Source organism: Bacillus mycoides (assembly GCF_018742245.1).
GTDB lineage: Bacteria > Bacillota > Bacilli > Bacillales > Bacillaceae_G > Bacillus_A > Bacillus_A cereus_U.
In genome coordinates this window covers 785,568-803,006 of record NZ_CP036132.1, presented here as the reverse complement: position 1 = coordinate 803,006, position 17,439 = coordinate 785,568, and the positions used below count along the sequence as shown (strand labels likewise).

Here is a 17,439-nt window from a genome sequence, read left to right as displayed (position 1 = left end):
TTTCACATCGTATGTTTAAACGTAAATAGCTCTTCTTTTGACTGCACAGCAGGTTGTTCCTTTTCTACATCTGTCTTCTTTATCTCACCGCCTAACCTTACTTTCATCATCGCTTCTTCTATGCTTTTCACAATCATATTTCCTGAAAAGATAGTAAGTCCAAAAAATGTAATTGGAACGAGAGGAATCCACGGATGCACTGTTAATGATCTAAAATAAACTCCAATTAAACCTGACCATTCATGTGTGTAAGAGTCTATTTCTTCTACCGGTCCTAAAAACTTAACAGTTCCGCCAAAGAATACTTCCAGTAACCCTAAGTGCAGTAAAATAGTAAGAGTCTGCGTAAACTGCTGAAGAAATACAAGTATAAACGTCATATATAGGTGCGGAAAAAGATGCTTTATAACAATGTGTCTTCTTGATCCACCTAATATGCGCGCGGCATCAATAAATTCTTCCGTTTGTAATTTACGAACTTCTTTCGCAACATACAGTGCAATAACTGGCATCACAAGCATTACAAGTAATACAACTTGAAACGAAGCCCTTTCAAAGAAAGTTGTTGTTTCCTCTCCACTTCCAAAGGTATTCACAGATTGGAGAAAGAAATACGCAATCATAACTGTTGGAATAACTGTAAAACTATCAAAAAAAGCCTCGATTTTTGAAAACCCTCTTTTTATGTACGTTCCGAGTACAACACCAAAAAACACACCTATTACCATTCTAAGTGCCGCAATTAAAATAGATATACCAATCGTCCACTTCGCGCCTTCAATGACTAAATGTAAAAGGTCATATCCTTTCCAGTCTGTCCCGAGTAAAAATTGTAATGAAGGTGAAAATGGTGGCACTTCTGGGTTTCCTGACGCATCATATTGCAGTGTAACTTTTTTAATCTGTCCATCATTCCATATCATATTTCCGATGCTCAAAAGAACTAATATGAGAAGAAACCCAATGCTTATCCAAAACCTTTTATCGCGTTTTATATACGTCCACATATTATAATCTCTCCTTCATCGCAGCTGGAATGAGATAATGAAACAATTTGAATAAAATAAAAATCGGAATATAAATAAGCAGCACACTAACGATGAAAACCTCAACCCTAATACCCTCATACGATTTCAAAAACATAAAAATACCACCCGTATTAAAAATCCATTCTATAATATATAAATTAGATAACATAAAAAAAACATTCGTTTTCGCAAAGAAAAGTGTACTAAGCAACACATTTCGTAAAATATGACGATTTAAAATATGAAAACGATCCAGCCCTTTCGCCTTAGCAAATAATACATAATCTTTTTCCAGCTCATTTTCAAAACGAAGCACTAACATTTTTACAAACATAATCGTAGTCGGTATACTCAAACAAAATATTGGCAATCCTCTAATCGACTCGCCTCCGATTGACGCAATTTGAAAAGGTAAAAAACCTGTTTGTTTAAAAAACCATATAACTAAAATTTGTGATCCTAAAATAAGAAGAATGTCTGGAATGGATTCTAGAAAGATGAGAAATGATTTAATTCGGTGCTGTATACGCGGTGAACTACTCATAATCATATAAACGATACAAAATGCTACAAATAACGAAATGCAAAATGCAGCTAAAAAAATAACAATCGTTTCTTTATAATGGACAAACAACTGTGGAAATAAAAATTTATCTCTCACATATTGCAAATTGGAGATATCCATTAAGTTCGCAAATACTTCTTTTAGACTCTGTATGTACGCTGATACATTCAGCTCAAATCCATAAAATAATTTCGGCAGTGCCCCTAAAAAAATAATACCCAAAATTGAAATGATAAATTGAATTGTCATTTCCATCCCATTCAGAAAAACTTTTTTGACCACGTTTTCCCTTCTCTCTATATATAATTTACCCTCTAATTTTATTCTTATTTTTCTGAATTGTAAATATTTTAAACATAAAAAATCGCTAGGTTATGATCCTAGCGATTTTTTATGCACATGCTCTTCTCTTTTCGCAAACGGCATATACAAAATGAAACATCCAATAAGCGCTGCAATTTCTAATGAAATAATATAATAAGGATACGGCCCTAGCATATCGAGTAATGAAGCAGTTTCTGGCTTATGAGCTAAAAACATATAATTACCGCCCGTTTTATAATTCACGAATGAAACGATTGGAATTACTATGTTTAAAAATATCATCGTACGCTTAATCGATTGCAAGGTCGGTCTATATCCTTCTACCCACGTCATAAAGAGCGGTGCCCAAATGAGTAATACATGTGCAATGAAGAATTCTATAAAGCGAAAATGTGGAAAAGCGTATTGCAAGTTTGGCGTTAAAATAGCTTGTGATGCACCGATAATTCCTGTAAAAAACACAATCTCATATATTCTATAACTTTTCGTTACAATCATAATCGATGCTAACAATAAACTTATCGTACATAACTCAAATGGTAATGAAGTGCCTAGCTCAAAAATACCTGCTTCCCATTCCCACATATGAAGCCCAATTTCACTTCCTACAAATAGAAATGCAATCGCATATCGAACCGTTATATTCCACTCACTTTGACGTAATACATCTTGGTATTGATACAAAAAAATTATCCCCACCAACACAATAAATAATATAATGGCATGTTGTCTTGAGTATGGAATAAATGGTTTTAATGGATACGCACTAAAATAAGCTTCCATCTTCCTTCCTCCTCTCCTTCATACAATATTATTGTAAGAAAGAAACAACGAGTCAATTCATCTGCTTAAACTAGGACAATCCCTACCTTACATCTGCATATTTATACCTTACAAAACTGTAAGGTTATTGTAAGCTAAAACGATTTGTCATATTCCTCACCTCTTCTATACTTAATGTAGATACTAAAACGAACGAAAAGGTGATAAATAGATGAAGAAGAAAAATAAAGTGTTAATTACTAGTGTAGTAGCAATCGGAATTGCAGCTGGATCATATTTCGCTTTAGCTGGCGGTAGTTCAGAAGTAGCAATGGCATATGGCGGTTATAAAGTTACGGAAAAACAAATTGAAAATGCACAAAAATTTGGCGGCGAAGTTATTCCAAATGGAATTGAAACAATTTCATTCGATCCAACAAAAGGTACGTATGAATTAGCTGTTAAAAAAGGTGATGAAGTGAAAAAAGGTCAGCTTCTGTTTAAATATAATGACCCTACCGCTAAACAAGGTGTAACGGAAGCAGAAATGCAAAAGAAACTTGCTAACAAAGAAGTTGACTTACTAAACAAACAACTAAATGCAGCAAAACAAAAATTACAAAAAGATAAAAATGCCGGCCTTCCTCAGGAAGCATTAAAAGCATCGGAAATCGAAGTGCAACAATTAGAATCACAACTTGAAATGAAGAAGTTTGAAGTAGAAAAAGCTGATGAAATGATTAAAGTAGCAAAAGAGAAAGTAAACACACTTTCTGTAACGAGCCCTGCTGATGGTGTAATTGACGATATCGTGAAAACTGCTGATGAAAAAACAGGTATGAGTGGCATTACACTTCGTCACGCTGGTCAATTTAAAGTAAAAGGCCAACTTTCTGAATATGAACTTGCTAGTATGAAGGTTGGGCAAGAAGTAACTGTTTCATCAAAAACGGTCGCTGGTAAGACTTGGACAGGGAAAGTAACAGAAATCGGTTCTACACCATTAAAGAGCATGGACGAAAATAAAACTGTTTCTAATTATCAATTCACTGTCACATTAGACAATAGTGAAGAATTACAAAACGGCTTCCATGTATACGTAACGAGTAAATCTGGCGAAGCAACTGGTACGATTGTTCCGAAAAGCAGCATTGTGAAAAAAGGTGACAAAAATGTTGTCTTCGTTGTAAAAGATGGTAAAGCGAAAGAACAAGCGGTTACTGTTGAATTCGAGACAGATAGCGAAGCAAAAGTTTCTGGAGTGAAAAAAGGAGAGCAAATTATCTCTAAACCTGAAAAAGACTTAAAAGATGGTATGGAGGTTGTCGTTGAATGATTAACTTAAAAGGCATCACGAAATCCTTCCAAAATGGTGCAGAGTCCGTTCAAATATTACACGGAATTGACGTAACACTGAACCAAGGAGAATTCACTTCTATTATGGGACCATCTGGTTCTGGTAAATCAACATTAATGAACATTATCGGTTGCTTAGATAAACCAACGACAGGTACGTACGAACTAGCTGGTCAAAACATTTCAAACATGTCTGAGACAGAACTTGCACACGTTCGTAATAAAGAGATCGGGTTCATATTCCAAAACTTCATGTTATTACCGAGACTTACAGCACTTCAAAATGTAGAACTACCTCTTATTTACGCTGGAGTCGATAAAAAAGAAAGACGCGAACGCTCATTAGCTGCTTTAACAAAAGTAGGTTTAGCTGATCGTGCTACTCACTTACCGAACGAATTGTCAGGTGGTCAAAAGCAACGTGTCGCCGTTGCCCGTGCAATCGTAAATAACCCGAAATTCATCTTAGCCGATGAACCAACAGGTGCACTTGATACGAAAACAAGTACACAAATTATGGACCTCTTTTACGAATTAAACAAACAAGGCTCAACAATCATTATGATTACCCATGACCGTGAAATCGGGGAAGCGGCAGCACGTCAAATTGTAATTCGTGACGGAAATATCGTCCAAGATTGGAGAGGTTAATTTTGAATACGAGTGAAAATATACGCATGGCCCTTTCCTCTATCTTTGCTCATAAAATGCGTTCTATATTAACGATGTTAGGTATTATTATTGGTATTAGTGCCATTATTACTATCATTTCAATGGGTGATGGTACAAACGCAAAGTTTAAAAAAGAGTTAGGCCAAGGAAAAGATACGGAAGTAACGATTTACTACAACAACCCTGATTACGGAACTGATAGTGCCAAAATTACAGCTGATATGTTAAAACGTCTTCAAACTGTGCCAGGCGTTAAAGATGTTTATCCAGATGTAAGTATGAAAGTAAAAGCATCTTCTGGTTCAAAGGATGTCTCTCTTGATTTAAAAGGTGGAACAGGCGCCTTCATGACAGATGCGAAAATAAAATTAGTTCACGGTCGTGAATTAAATGATAGTGAATTAAAGCAAGCAATCCCTGCTGTTATTTTAAATGAAGAAGCTTTCAATAAATTATTTAACGGCTGGGAATCAAATTTATACACTGACATAAAAGGAAAGCCATATAAAGTAGTCGGTGTGTATGAAACGAAAAATGATTTCGGAATGGCGATGTCAGAAGGTTATACATCACTTGAAAACGCTCCTGTAATCTCAGGAGTAACTGAGTATGACTCTGTAAGATTAATATTAACTTCGCCAGCAGAACGTAAAAGTGTAGAAAAACAAGCCGCTTCTGTTCTAAACGAAATGAAAGCTCCTAAATTTGAGCATAAATTCGAAGCTCAAGATATGGGTGAATTTACGAAGCAACTAGATGAATCAATCGGTATGATGAAAATGGTATTCGGTGGTATCGCTGCTATCTCTTTACTTGTTGGTGGTATCGGTGTAATGAACATCATGCTTGTATCTGTAACAGAACGTACACGTGAGATTGGTATTCGTAAAGCACTTGGTGCAACGCGTGGTAAAGTATTAACGCAATTCTTAATTGAATCTTGTATTTTAACAGGACTCGGTGGTTTCATCGGATTCATGCTCGGTATTTTCTTCGCTTGGATCGTCTCAATCTTTGCCGGATGGCCACTCGTTATCTCAAAAGAACTTGGACTTCTTTCAGTAGGTATTTCAATGCTAATCGGTATTGCATTCGGTCTACTACCAGCTAACAAAGCTGCAAAACTTGATCCAATTGAATGTTTACGATATGAGTAAATAAAAAACGTAGGAGTTTGCACTCCTACGTTTTTTTGTTGAAGGCAAATGTAATTCCATCAACGTTTTGACAAAAATAAAAACCTCTAACTTCTATTATATAAAGTGAAACTATAATCAGTGGGGGTTTTGTTCATCCCCCACTGATTATTAGCCTTCACCAATCGGGCGTTTACGGGCAGTTAATCTCCCACCTAACTTCTTTGCTCCAGCCGGATTTTGAGGTGAGAGTTTTACTGCCCACAAATAGCGGGATAATTCTACTGCAATTCGTGAACCAATTCATAACGATATCGTCCCTTTAAATCATGTTTCTTCTATTATATATGTTTCATGTTACGAATATCTTTTTAGCATTTAAACTTTCATTTCTCACGAAAGCTATCAAGCAATCCTATTATTGCAAAAATAATATGTAAAAGAACAAATTCAAGGCGTAATTTTTTCCATACTACAACTTATTTTGTAACAATTATATCTCTATTTCATTAAAATTACCCCTATATATATGACTTTACACACAAAAAGATTATATTTTTATAACTATATTCCGATTCAAACCGTTAAATACCCCTTTTTCGTAACGTTTTAGAAACATATACGTAACACTACTGATACATTATTAACCTATTAGTAATTAAAAAAGTATTGATTTTATGAATACTATGTTCTAACCCCCTAAAAAACGCGAAGAAAACGCTATCAGGATATTAATGGAATTATTACAGAATATTAACGCCTCGTTACGAATGCTTTGTAGTTTTGTGTTTTCCGCAAATAAGAAAATAATGGTTGCTATAATGAGGTCAACGAAAACAAATGCAATGGAGGCTATTATGAAAAAATTTATGGGTATAGCAACAGCAGCGGTTTTTGGTCTTGGGATTTTCACAACATCTGCTAAAGCAGAAACAATCGTAACGACTGATGTACTAAATGTACGAGAAAACCCAACTACTGAATCACAAGTTGTCGGAAAGTTATTAGATGGATATAAAGTTAACGTTTTACATACAGAAAACGGATGGTCAAAAGTTAAATTAAATAGTGGTAAAGAGGCTTTCATAAGCGCTGACTACACAAAAGATACTTACTACGTAACAGCAAACGTATTAAACGTACGTGCTGGAGCAAATACAGATTCAGAGATTCTTGGTAAATTGAAAAAAGATGATGTAATCGAAACAACAAACCAAGTACAAAATGATTGGATCCAATTTGAATATAACGGCAAAACAGCTTATGTACACGTTCCTTACTTAACAGGGAAAGCACCAGTTAAAGTTCAGCCAGTAGTTAAAGCTGAAAAAGTAACTAACGTTCAAGACACAACTAAAGTTCGTAAAGCAGTTAAAGCCGGGGAGGCAGCTGAAGCTCAAGCAAAGGCTAAAGCCGGGGAAGCAACTAAAGCTCGTGAAGCAGCCGAAGCTCAAGCAGAAGTTAAAGCTCAGGAAGCAGCTAAAGCTCGTGAAGCAGCTAAGGCTCAAGCAGAAACTAAAGCTCAGGCAGATGCTGAAGCTCAAGCAGAAGCTAAAGCTCAAGAAGCAGCTAAAGCTCGTGAAGCAGCTAAAGCTCAGGCAGATGCTGAAGCTCAAGCAGAAGCTAAAGCTCAAGAAGCAGCTGAAGCTCGTGAAGCGGCTAAAGCTCAGGTAGCGGCTGAAGCTCGTGAAGCGGCTAAAGCTCAGGCAGCGGCTGAAGCTCGTGAAGCAGCTAAAGCTCAAGAAGCAACTAAAGCTCAAGAGGCAGCTAAAGCTCGTGAAGCGGCTAAACCTCAAAAACCAGCTACACAACAACCTGTTGCGAAAGAAACTGAAACAAGTGCACCATCTTCTTCTCGTGAATTAAGAGTTGAAGCAACAGCTTACACAGCAGATCCACTTGAAAATGGTTACAAAGCCGGAGACCAAGTAAAATCAGCTATGGGTCATAACTTAACAGCTAATCCAAACATGAAACTAATTGCAGTTGATCCAAGTGTAATTCCATTAGGTTCAAAAGTATGGGTTGAAGGTTACGGAGTAGCAATCGCTGGTGATACTGGTGGAGCTATTAAAGGAAATAAAATCGACGTTTTAATGCCAGACAAAGGTTCATCAAGTAGCTGGGGACGTAAAACAGTTACAGTTAAAGTATTAAACTAGTTAGAAAAAAAAGAGTCAGTCTCATCGTTGAGGCGGGCTCTTTTTTATGATTCTTATATTCTTTCTTTCTCTTGAAAGTAAGTAATATTGTCTCTAAGCCACTTCCTCTCCGACATAAACAAGTTTCCACGTTTTTTGTACACTTTATCAAACGTCTTTAAAACTTCTTCATGATTAGCAAACTTATGTAAGAAACGAAGAGCGATGACGATCTCTGATTCATCAGTAGGCTCTACTTCATTTTTACGTCTTCTAGAAACAACCTTATTCACACGTTCACAAATTGGCTTAATCGCCATTTCATCTCCATATGTATAAATAGCTCGAATGGCCTCATATTTCACTATGACATTGCTATCAGCTAAAGCATCAATATAAACTATTTGTAAGTCTGTTCTTCCGATTTCCGCTAAAGTCTCAATAGCCGCTGAACGAATATAAGCACTATCGCAGTGTAAAAGTTTCGTTAAAAGTAGAATTGATCGCTTTGTTCCAATCTCATATAAAGTGGCACATATATTTACAATATCATCTCGATTCTCTTCCACTGTAAGTAACTTCAATAAAGCATCTTCTGCTTCCAACGATTTACACAACTTTAAAGCGATGACAGCAGAATAACGAACTCCACTATTTTTATGATATATGTAAGGAATAATTTTATGTGCATTGCTTGCTTCAGATAATTTACTTAAATCTATGAGCAGACTATCTAACACCACCCTGCTTTCTTCACTTTCTAACCGATCTATCAAATAATCTGCAATATACATCTCTTTAGTATTTATTGCAAGTTGTGTAATTAAAAAATATAGATTTGTTTTTATATGTGCTTTTCTTGCTTTTGTTACTTTCTCTTGTAAACAAGAAAAAAACGATAAATCATTTAACCATCTCGCCTCTTCATATGCACATTGTCGAATACCTGGTTCCTCATCACCCATCCGCCTTAATAAATCATCTATATATTCTTCCATCTCCTTCTCTCCCGTCCAAATTAAATCCATCTCTTTGCATTCTATATACGATAGACTACTATTTCAACAAAAAAAAAGAGGATGCCATAGCATCCTCTCCCCTTTCCTATTCCACACAAGTAAACTGTGTCCAAGCTCCTACATAATCTAGTAAGAACACCTCTTCTTCAGCAATTGTACCGACAATATTTTTCCGTTCATCTATCGGCATTTCTTTCAAGATGATTTGTAGTTCACCTTTATACTTTCCGAATGAGTTGTTACCAATTACAACTTGGCCTCTTTCCTGCGGTACACTTTCTCGCATTGGGAAATCGTCGTCTTTATACTTTTTACGTACTTCTGTAGAACGTACCATATATTCTGTTATGTCGCCGCGTCTTACGTGTAATTCTTGCAGTGTCGCTCTCTTCTCTACTTCAGTCGCTTCGTCTACAAATTGTACTTTTAGCTGTAACATGTAACGATTTAAGTTGCCTAGTTTCTCTAATTCTTCTTCGCTCGCATAGGCATTTCCGATAATAACATCATCAATAAGCCCTGTTGCCCATAAATGTTTCGCTTGTACTTCAATTGGTACATTACGATGCCCTTCTAATGTACATAATCCGTCGTTAATATCCCATGGACCGATGTCAGCTGCATGCGATGTAATAAAGGCTGCACTGCGAATACCATGCTTTTTGAAGCGTTCACTACAGCGAATGAAATAATCATACGGAAGACCAGTGAATTTTTGCGGATAAAAATTGTGACAACCAATTAAAGCTGATTTATTCGCTTGATGCGAAAGGATATTTTCTAAATAGGCAATATCATTACTTACATTCAGCTCAATTTTTAAGCCATATGGATTATTCGTCATTTTCGCTTCTGTTAACCCGTCAAACCCTACATCTAAACGAATTCCATCTGCACCTAACTCTGCGAAGAATGATAGATCACTATAACTAATACCAAGTTGATCGAATACAGCCGGAGCTACATCTAAAATAACTTCCATATTGTACTCTTTTGCATGCGCAATAATTTCTTTAAATTCAGCTACAATTTCCTCTTTCGGACGATTAACAGATAGTAAACAAGTGAATATTCTTGAAAAACCGTGACGTGCCACTGCTGAAATGTATGCCATATCTTTTTCTTTCGTTGAATGCTCTGGATAAAGTGAAATTCCTAATTTACGCTCCATGCTTTTGCATCTCCTTCACACGTTGTATTAATGCCATACTCGTAAATCTATATTTTGCAGATAAACATGTTGCACATAAAATCGTTGGTACGATGATAAAGAATGGTGATTGTAAGCTAAATGCTACATAAGCTCCCATTGAACATCCGATAAACAATATCGACACAAGTAGTAAAACTAATAACGATTTATTTTGTACCCACTTTGAATAATGCGCAATGCACTGCCCCGCTACGAATGTAATTAAGATGATAATTGCTCCGAGCATTCTGATTTCTCCTCTCCTGCTAATTGTTGTTTCTCATACATTTTGAAGAATGGGTAGTAAATAACGAATGAGATAACAAAGTTAACAAGTACAAGTACACCAGCCATAATTGTCCAGTCCGTACTAATAATAGCTGCAATTGGCGCTAACATCGTAAATGGCAGCTTCGCCATCATGAGCGGAATCATACCTGAAACAACTGCGAAATATGATACTGTCGTTGTAACTAACGGTGTAATAACGAATGGAATAATTAAGATCGGGTTCATTACAATTGGTGCCCCGAAAATAATTGGTTCGTTAATATTGAATAAACCTGGTACGAATGATAATCTACCTAATTCTTTTAGGAACTTAGATTTAGAGAACATAAACATAATAACTAAGGCTAACGTTGAGCCTGATCCACCAATCCATACGAACCATTGAATAAATTGTTCTGTAAATAAGTTCGGTAACTGATGTGCGTTTCCTGTAGCGGTGAAAACTTCCATATTTTCAAGAATTGCTGAATCCCACATTGGACGAATAATTGGTCCTAAAATCGCTGGACCATGTATACCGAACGACCAGAAGAATACGATTAGGAATACTGTTAATAAACCACCGAATAAATTATTCCCTACTAATACTGACTTTAATGGCGCAATTAAATATGTGATCGTTGTATTTACATCAAATTTCAAACCGTAACGAATGCCCCAGAATAAAAGAATAACTACTAAAGTTGGAATTAATGCTGCAAATGAATTTGCAACTGCTGGTGGTACACTATCTGGTAATTTAATCGAGATATTATGCTTAATCATGAAATGATAAATTTCAACTGCAATTAATGCTGTCACAATAGCTCCAAATAAAGACGTAGCACTTAATGTCCCTACTGAAATATATCTTCCTGCATCAATAACACCTGGTACAGCTTTTGTTATTTGAATTGGTTCAACTGATGCTAGTAAAAAGGCGAGTACAGATAATAATCCTGCACTTAACTGATTGAGCTGATAAAAGTTCGCGAGTGAGGCCCCTACCCCAAATGCTGCGTATAAAGCCATTAAACCTACTGTAAATCGGAATGGAATATCTAAAATATGGCGAAACGGTGCAATCCACTCCATATATGCATCAATTGGTAAATTTAAAAAGATAACGAAAAATGACCCGACAATCGTTAACGGTAATGTAGAAATAACTCCATTCCGAATTGCTAATAAATGTCGTTGCCCCGCAATCTTTTGCGTTGTCGGCATAATCTTCTGTTCCATAAAACTCATAAAACCATTCATCGATAACCCTCCCTATGTTCAATCTGTCGAAAACAAAAGTTATAACATTATAATGTTTATATTTAAAAAAATATCATTACGCTAAAACTAACTGTTCAGCTTGCTTAAGTACTTTCAAACCATCACACATGCCATAATTTCGTTGTTCTATAATTGCAACTGGTATATCATATGACTTCGCAAGAAACTCTACCGCTGGAAACAAATACTTCACCTGTGGTCCAATTAAAACAACATCAGAATTTTTTATTTCCAGTTTCACAAGTTCCGAATCGACTGCTTTAATTTTATAATCCTTCCCTTGTTTCTTTGCCTCTTCTTGCATTTTTCTTACAACCATACTCGTTGACATGCCTGCTGCACAACATAATAAAATGTACATATTATACTGTCACTTTCTCTTCCACTCGTTTATGAAGAGTAATAAATTCCTCAGCAAGTTCTTTCACTGTAATGGCATTCATTAAATGATCTTGTGCATGCACTAATAATAAACTTATTTCTGCATGGTTTCCTCTTGCTTCCTCTTGAATTAAATCCGTTTGAATACGATGAGCGGATGATATTTCCTCACTAGCAAGTTCCATCTTTTCACTCGCATTCTGAAAATCTCCTTGTCTTGCAAAAGAAATTGCTTCAAGTGCCGCGCTTCTAGCGTTGCCACCATGTAAAATTAACGCAAATGGAGTTTGCATATCAGTCATTTTAAATTCCCCCAAGCTATTTTTTTCTATATTCTTATCTTATTATGAAAACGCATACAATTAAACATAAAAAACTTCCGTTATGTAACGGAAGTTTTTATATACTTTTCTTATAAAGATAATAATATCTCTTGGAAATCTTCAATTACTTCAGCCTGAGTTAATTTCTCTATCGTATTCTGGCTAGACATAATATCATATAAAAAATCATAAAGCTTTTGTAAATCTTCATTATTATTACGCTTCACACTAAATAAAATAATAACTTGTACTTTCTTATCTCCCCAGTCAACAGCCTTTTCAAGTGTACAAAACATCAAAAATGTTTGCTCACTTAATAACTGCATCGGGTGTGGAATCGCAACTAAATTCCCAACCGCTGTAGGAGATGTGTTCTCTCTCTCCATAACAGAAGCATAAAAGTTTACGGGTACATAACTTTTCGCAGCAGCTTTCTCACATAAAAACTGGATAACCTCTTCTTTCGTAGAAGCACTACGATTTAAGAAAATCAAATCTTCCTTAATATATTGCTGCACACTATTATTCACATGCGTAAATAACTGCTGACCAATCGATTTAATCTCTTTATCATCAAATATTGAATTCACTTTTATAACTGGCACAGGCAAACCACTCGGTATATGAATCGTACTAATAATACAATCTACTTTATCTTTATAAAGGTCTTCTACTTTCAATTGATAATAGCCTGTAATACCTACAATCTCTAATTTATCTCGAAACTGTGATAGAATTTTATATTTCAGTAGCTGTGCACTCCCTTGACCAGTCGCACAAACTAATAAACATCTTTTCTTTTGATTATTTTCTTGTAAACGGCTCATCGCCCCTCCAAAGTGAATGGCAATATAACCAATTTCACTCTCTGGAATGGATTCACCGGTATATTCACCAATTATATCTCCAACGAGAACTGCAATTTCAAAAGCATATGGATAATTTTTTTTCACTTCTGCTAAAAGAGGATTTCTCGTATTTAACTTATATTTCAAACGATTTAATAACGTTTTTAAATGAACACCAAAACCAAATAATAATTCTTCATCATAATAAAAAGTAAGATTCCGTTCTTCCGCTACTTTGAAAAGAATATGCTGCATGAATGCATATACATCTTTCCCTAATAGCTCTTCCACATTTTCATAGCGATCTCTTGCTGTAACAGCAGTACTTAATAAATGCATCGTCACATATAAAATTTCTTCTTCTGGAAATTGAAGTTTTAGCTCTTCCCCTAAATTCCCTAAAATCTGTTTCGCAATTTTATATTCTTTCTTTATTATAAGTTCAGATTCCTCTACATGCAGTGTTTGAATGTAATGATCATCCCTGCATCTCTTTAAAGCAATCGCAATATGAATTGATAAATTATCAATTTCTATATCTGATAAATATATCGTTCCTCCCTCGATATACTTTAGTATAACTGAGCGGATGAGAGAAATATGGGGTAACGATAAATACGTGTCCGTCTGCTCATAGTTCTCATGAAACGGAGTATGGTCATACCGCGGTAAACCATATTGTGATAAACAAGAACGAATATTAAATTCTTCTCCCACAATACGTATACCATAATATGGTCTTTTTTCAATTTGTAACTCATAGCGACTACAAATATCCGTAACATCTTTCATAATTAAGTTTACAGTAGATTTGCTCACATAAATCTCTTCCGCTAGCTGTGAAAGCTTCATATACCCATCTGTCGTTAAAATACGTTGTAAAATATAAGCTACTCTTTCTTCATAAGAAGTTGGAATCTTTTCCGTCTGTTTTTGAAATACATTTACGCAAAAATCTTCAAACTTCTTAGTTTGTATAATTTCTAGTTCGTACCCATTCCCCCTTTGTGATTCAATTTTCGCTCCATGTTCTTCCAATATATCATTTAATAATTTTATATCCTTTTGAATCGTCTTCGTTGATACATGTAAACGGCTCGCTAAAAAAGCTCGATTTAACATCGATTTCTCTTCTAAAAACTCCTCTAAAATGGAAATTAATCGCTGATGCACTTTTGTCATAGCTCTTCCTCTCGCTATATATATAAAAAGGAAAAAGCTGCTGAAGTCAGTAGTTTTTTCCTTTTTCATTTTCTCTATTTCTTTAATGTAAATCCAAACTTATCCCAAGCTTGTAAATAATCTAATAAGAAGGTTTCTTCCTCTACCACTCGGCCAACTACATTTGTTTTTCCTGTATTCACCATATCTTTTAAAGCAATTTGCAATTCACCTTTATATTGACCATACTGTTCATTATCAATTAAAAGATCCCCGCGCTTAATTTCGCGCGTATTATGCGGTTTGAACTCTTCTTTTTTATATTTCACACGACTCTGTGTAGAACGAATCATATATTCAGATACATCTCCGCGATAAAAATGCGGTTCGTCTAACACAATAATTCTTTCTATTTCTGTTGTTGTATCATATAGTCCTATATCAAATGTTTGTTTCTCTTTATTTAATGCACCTAGTGCTTGTAATTCTTCTTCTGAAGCATACGCGTTCGCAATAATAACATCATCAATTAATTCTGTCGCAAACAAATGCTTCGCTTGTGTTGTCATCGGTAATTCACGATGCTGCTCTAACGTACATAACCCTTCTGTTACTGGCCAAGGTCCATATGTTGCATCGAATGATGAAATAAAAGCAGCGGTTCTCATACCGTAATCTTTAAATTGTTTCGAGCATTTAATGAAATGATCGTATGATAATCCTGAATAACGGTGTGGATAGAAATTATGACAGCCAATTAAATTTTCACGATTTGGTCTATGACTCATAATGTTATCTACATACTTCGTACCGTTACTCATATTAATTTCAATTTTTAAGCCGTATGGATTGTACGTCATAATTGATTCTTCTAAACCTGAGAAACCGACATCTAAACGAATACCATAAGCACCTAGTTCATGGAAGAACGATAAATCATTATACGAAATACCTAGTTGTTCAAAAACAGATGGACTAATATCAACTAATACTTGAAACCCTATTGCATTCGCATGAGAGATCGTTTCCTTAAACTCTTCTATAATCGTCTCTTTTTCGCCATCTACAGATAATAAACATGTGAATACACGTGTAAATCCGTATTTACTTGCTAATGTTAAATACTCTTTATCTTCCTCTACTGTCGAATGTTCTGGATAAATAGAAATACCTAATCGTCTCATATGTACACGCCTCTTTCTTCATCATATTGTAAACCTTTTCAAATATATGTAGTGAAAAAGTATGTATCCCCTTCTCATCCACTACCATTTGAATCCGCTTTCTTTAAAGAAAAAACAATTTCTATCATTCATAACAACTACTAGTCTATACATCTATACTTTACATCTTTTTTTCAAAATTGTGTAGTCTTTCCACAAATTTGTCAGTTTTTTTGCCTCAAAAATTGTTATACGTTTTCAAGGCACCTTCCTTGACTGTTACGTTGACCACTACATATACTCGAAAGAACAGAGATAAAGTGAAACTTTAATCAGTGGGGGTTTTGTTCATCCCCCACTGATTATTAGCCTTCACCAATCGGGCGTTTACGGACAGCAGGGCTCCCACCTAACTTCTTTGCTCCAGCCAAATTTTGAGGGGAGAGGCTTACTGCCCGTTAACGCGGGAAAACTTTTATATAGGGGATGAATATATGGGAGAGGCAGTACTCGTAAAACGAGAACCGTTATGGACAAAAGAGTTTATTGCGCTAATTCTAGCAAACTTATGTATGTTTTTAGGATTTCAAATGTTAATTCCAACTTTACCTGTTTATGTGAAAGAAATTGGGGGCACAAGTTCAAATATCGGATTCGTTGTCGGCATGTTTACCGTTGCAGCACTTTTTATTAGGCCGCTAACTGGAAATGCCTTGCAAAAATTCAACAAAAAAATCATTTTAATGATCGGTACCGCTATTTGTTTACTCGCTATGGGCAGTTATCTTTTCGCTTCAACCGTTTTCCTATTGCTTGCCGTTCGAATTTTACACGGAGCTGGTTTTGGTATTACAACGACTACATACGGAACTGTCGTTTCAGATTTAATTCCGCAAGCTCGCCGCGGTGAAGGCATGGGGTATTTCGGTCTTTCTGGAACTATCGCCATGGCGCTCGGTCCGCTTATCGGACTTTGGCTTATGCAAACATATAACTTCACGATTCTTTTTTTATGTGCACTTTCATGCACAATAGTTTCATTAATATTAACGAAACTACTTCAAATCAAAAAATCGCCGCAACCACCACAGCAAACATCTGGTACCTTTCTCGATGGATTTATTGAGCGTAAAGCTTTACTTCCTTCATTATTAATATTATGTATTACATTAATGTACGGGGGAATTGGGAGCTTTATCACATTATTTGCTACGGAAGTCGGCATTGCCGATATTAGTCTCTTCTTTTTATTTAACGCACTTGCAATCGCTGTAACTCGTCCGTTTTCTGGAAAATTATATGATACGAAGGGCCATACATTCGTCATCATTCCAGGAGTTATTATAACGTTTACAGGTATTATTTTACTGTCGTATACAACTACAATTCCGAGCTTAATTATTGCCGCAGCGTGCTACGGAAGTGGTTTCGGAGCAATTCAACCAGCACTACAAGCATGGATGATTGACCGAGTAGCACCGCACCGGAGAGGAGTGGCAACAGCAACATTCTTCTCAGCATTTGATCTTGGAATTGGTGCTGGAGCGATTATTTTTGGATTCATTGCACACTTTACCAACTATGCAACTGTATATCGTTATTCCTCTCTATTACTTATTGCTTTCCTGTTCATTTACATTACAAGCTTACGGAAACAAAAACAGAAAGATAAAATAAACGAAAAAGCCGTTGGGTAATGTTAACTCGCTCCATTTCAAAGTACTTACACTAAAAAAATTATATATACACAAATGCAAAAAAGCAGTGGATTCCAAAAAAATCGCACTTCTTTTTGCATTGTATTGAAAGTTGAA

16 protein-coding genes are annotated in these 17,439 nt (G+C 35.6%); 5 read left to right on the top strand and 11 right to left on the bottom strand.

What is annotated here, in order from left to right; translation table 11 throughout:
- Window positions 1-2 precede the first annotated feature (2 nt).
- From EXW56_RS04115 to EXW56_RS04105, 3 genes are all read right to left on the bottom strand, one after another.
- Window positions 3-1,007, bottom strand: coding sequence for an ABC transporter permease (locus tag EXW56_RS04115; RefSeq protein WP_215597198.1), 1,005 nt, complete (start codon window positions 1,005-1,007; stop codon window positions 3-5).
- Between the two features lies 1 nt (window position 1,008).
- Entirely contained in the window at window positions 1,009-1,875 is an 867-nt protein-coding gene (locus EXW56_RS04110) for an ABC transporter permease subunit (protein ID WP_215597197.1), read from the bottom strand.
- Window positions 1,876-1,965: 90 nt separating this feature from the next.
- Window positions 1,966-2,700, bottom strand: a complete 735-nt coding sequence (locus EXW56_RS04105) for a YwaF family protein (RefSeq protein WP_002201669.1) — start codon at window positions 2,698-2,700, stop codon at window positions 1,966-1,968.
- Window positions 2,701-2,911: 211 nt separating this feature from the next.
- On the opposite strand from EXW56_RS04105, the gene EXW56_RS04100 reads away from it, so the two are divergent.
- The 4 genes from EXW56_RS04100 (at window position 2,912) to entC (ending at window position 8,005) form a co-directional block, all read left to right on the top strand.
- Window positions 2,912-4,015, top strand: a complete 1,104-nt coding sequence (locus EXW56_RS04100) for an efflux RND transporter periplasmic adaptor subunit (protein WP_002201670.1) — start codon at window positions 2,912-2,914, stop codon at window positions 4,013-4,015.
- On the top strand, window positions 4,012-4,686 hold the full coding sequence (locus EXW56_RS04095) for an ABC transporter ATP-binding protein (RefSeq protein WP_016094728.1): 675 nt from the start codon (window positions 4,012-4,014) through the stop codon (window positions 4,684-4,686). Before EXW56_RS04100 ends, EXW56_RS04095 begins: the two co-directional genes overlap by 4 nt.
- Before the next feature lie 26 nt (window positions 4,687-4,712).
- A complete protein-coding gene (locus EXW56_RS04090; protein WP_420042240.1) occupies window positions 4,713-5,864 on the top strand; it encodes an ABC transporter permease in 1,152 nt (383 codons plus the stop codon).
- A gap of 713 nt (window positions 5,865-6,577) precedes the next feature.
- Entirely contained in the window at window positions 6,578-8,005 is a 1,428-nt protein-coding gene (entC, locus tag EXW56_RS04085; RefSeq protein WP_215597196.1) for a cell wall-binding protein EntC, read from the top strand.
- A 53-nt stretch (window positions 8,006-8,058) separates the two neighbouring features.
- On the opposite strand, the gene EXW56_RS04080 is transcribed toward entC, so the two are convergent.
- The 8 genes from EXW56_RS04080 to EXW56_RS04045 all read right to left on the bottom strand — a co-directional run bounded on the left by EXW56_RS04080 (window position 8,059) and on the right by EXW56_RS04045 (window position 15,646).
- Window positions 8,059-8,982: a HEAT repeat domain-containing protein gene (locus EXW56_RS04080; protein WP_215557993.1), complete on the bottom strand. Its 924-nt coding sequence runs from the start codon at window positions 8,980-8,982 to the stop codon at window positions 8,059-8,061.
- 106 nt (window positions 8,983-9,088) lie between these two features.
- Entirely contained in the window at window positions 9,089-10,174 is a 1,086-nt protein-coding gene (locus EXW56_RS04075) for a DUF871 domain-containing protein (RefSeq protein ID WP_215597195.1), read from the bottom strand.
- Window positions 10,164-10,442 (bottom strand): hypothetical protein, encoded by a 279-nt coding sequence (locus EXW56_RS04070; protein WP_070127951.1) that lies wholly within the window; start codon window positions 10,440-10,442, stop codon window positions 10,164-10,166. Before EXW56_RS04070 ends, EXW56_RS04075 begins: the two co-directional genes overlap by 11 nt.
- Window positions 10,418-11,728, bottom strand: coding sequence for a PTS sugar transporter subunit IIC (locus EXW56_RS04065; RefSeq protein ID WP_002201677.1), 1,311 nt, complete (start codon window positions 11,726-11,728; stop codon window positions 10,418-10,420). Before EXW56_RS04065 ends, EXW56_RS04070 begins: the two co-directional genes overlap by 25 nt.
- A gap of 76 nt (window positions 11,729-11,804) precedes the next feature.
- On the bottom strand, window positions 11,805-12,110 hold the full coding sequence (locus EXW56_RS04060) for a PTS sugar transporter subunit IIB (protein ID WP_215597194.1): 306 nt from the start codon (window positions 12,108-12,110) through the stop codon (window positions 11,805-11,807).
- A 1-nt stretch (window position 12,111) separates the two neighbouring features.
- Complete coding sequence (locus tag EXW56_RS04055; protein WP_002201679.1) at window positions 12,112-12,432, bottom strand: PTS lactose/cellobiose transporter subunit IIA; 321 nt, start codon at window positions 12,430-12,432, stop codon at window positions 12,112-12,114.
- A gap of 110 nt (window positions 12,433-12,542) precedes the next feature.
- A complete protein-coding gene (locus EXW56_RS04050; protein ID WP_215597193.1) occupies window positions 12,543-14,483 on the bottom strand; it encodes a BglG family transcription antiterminator in 1,941 nt (646 codons plus the stop codon).
- Between the two features lie 74 nt (window positions 14,484-14,557).
- Complete coding sequence (locus tag EXW56_RS04045; RefSeq protein ID WP_098988344.1) at window positions 14,558-15,646, bottom strand: DUF871 domain-containing protein; 1,089 nt, start codon at window positions 15,644-15,646, stop codon at window positions 14,558-14,560.
- Between the two features lie 473 nt (window positions 15,647-16,119).
- On the opposite strand from EXW56_RS04045, the gene EXW56_RS04040 reads away from it, so the two are divergent.
- Window positions 16,120-17,322: an MFS transporter gene (locus tag EXW56_RS04040; protein WP_002201682.1), complete on the top strand. Its 1,203-nt coding sequence runs from the start codon at window positions 16,120-16,122 to the stop codon at window positions 17,320-17,322.
- The last annotated feature ends 117 nt before the right edge of the window (window positions 17,323-17,439 follow it).

What these genes read in the sequence shown, in the direction of transcription:
- EXW56_RS04115 (WP_215597198.1), bottom strand. Translation starts at nt 1,007, where the DNA reads ATGTGGACGTATATAAAACGCGATAAAAGGTTTTGGATAAGCATTGGG.
- EXW56_RS04105 (WP_002201669.1), bottom strand. Translation starts at nt 2,700, where the DNA reads ATGGAAGCTTATTTTAGTGCGTATCCATTAAAACCATTTATTCCATAC.
- EXW56_RS04065 (WP_002201677.1), bottom strand. Translation starts at nt 11,728, where the DNA reads ATGAATGGTTTTATGAGTTTTATGGAACAGAAGATTATGCCGACAACG.
- EXW56_RS04045 (WP_098988344.1), bottom strand. Translation starts at nt 15,646, where the DNA reads ATGAGACGATTAGGTATTTCTATTTATCCAGAACATTCGACAGTAGAG.
- EXW56_RS04060 (WP_215597194.1), bottom strand. Translation starts at nt 12,110, where the DNA reads ATGTACATTTTATTATGTTGTGCAGCAGGCATGTCAACGAGTATGGTT.
- EXW56_RS04095 (WP_016094728.1), top strand. Translation starts at nt 4,012, where the DNA reads ATGATTAACTTAAAAGGCATCACGAAATCCTTCCAAAATGGTGCAGAG.
- EXW56_RS04070 (WP_070127951.1), bottom strand. Translation starts at nt 10,442, where the DNA reads ATGCTCGGAGCAATTATCATCTTAATTACATTCGTAGCGGGGCAGTGC.
- EXW56_RS04055 (WP_002201679.1), bottom strand. Translation starts at nt 12,432, where the DNA reads ATGACTGATATGCAAACTCCATTTGCGTTAATTTTACATGGTGGCAAC.
- EXW56_RS04100 (WP_002201670.1), top strand. Translation starts at nt 2,912, where the DNA reads ATGAAGAAGAAAAATAAAGTGTTAATTACTAGTGTAGTAGCAATCGGA.
- EXW56_RS04075 (WP_215597195.1), bottom strand. Translation starts at nt 10,174, where the DNA reads ATGGAGCGTAAATTAGGAATTTCACTTTATCCAGAGCATTCAACGAAA.
- EXW56_RS04090 (WP_420042240.1), top strand. Translation starts at nt 4,713, where the DNA reads ATGGCCCTTTCCTCTATCTTTGCTCATAAAATGCGTTCTATATTAACG.
- entC (WP_215597196.1), top strand. Translation starts at nt 6,578, where the DNA reads ATGGAATTATTACAGAATATTAACGCCTCGTTACGAATGCTTTGTAGT.
- EXW56_RS04050 (WP_215597193.1), bottom strand. Translation starts at nt 14,483, where the DNA reads ATGACAAAAGTGCATCAGCGATTAATTTCCATTTTAGAGGAGTTTTTA.
- EXW56_RS04080 (WP_215557993.1), bottom strand. Translation starts at nt 8,982, where the DNA reads ATGGAAGAATATATAGATGATTTATTAAGGCGGATGGGTGATGAGGAA.
- EXW56_RS04040 (WP_002201682.1), top strand. Translation starts at nt 16,120, where the DNA reads ATGGGAGAGGCAGTACTCGTAAAACGAGAACCGTTATGGACAAAAGAG.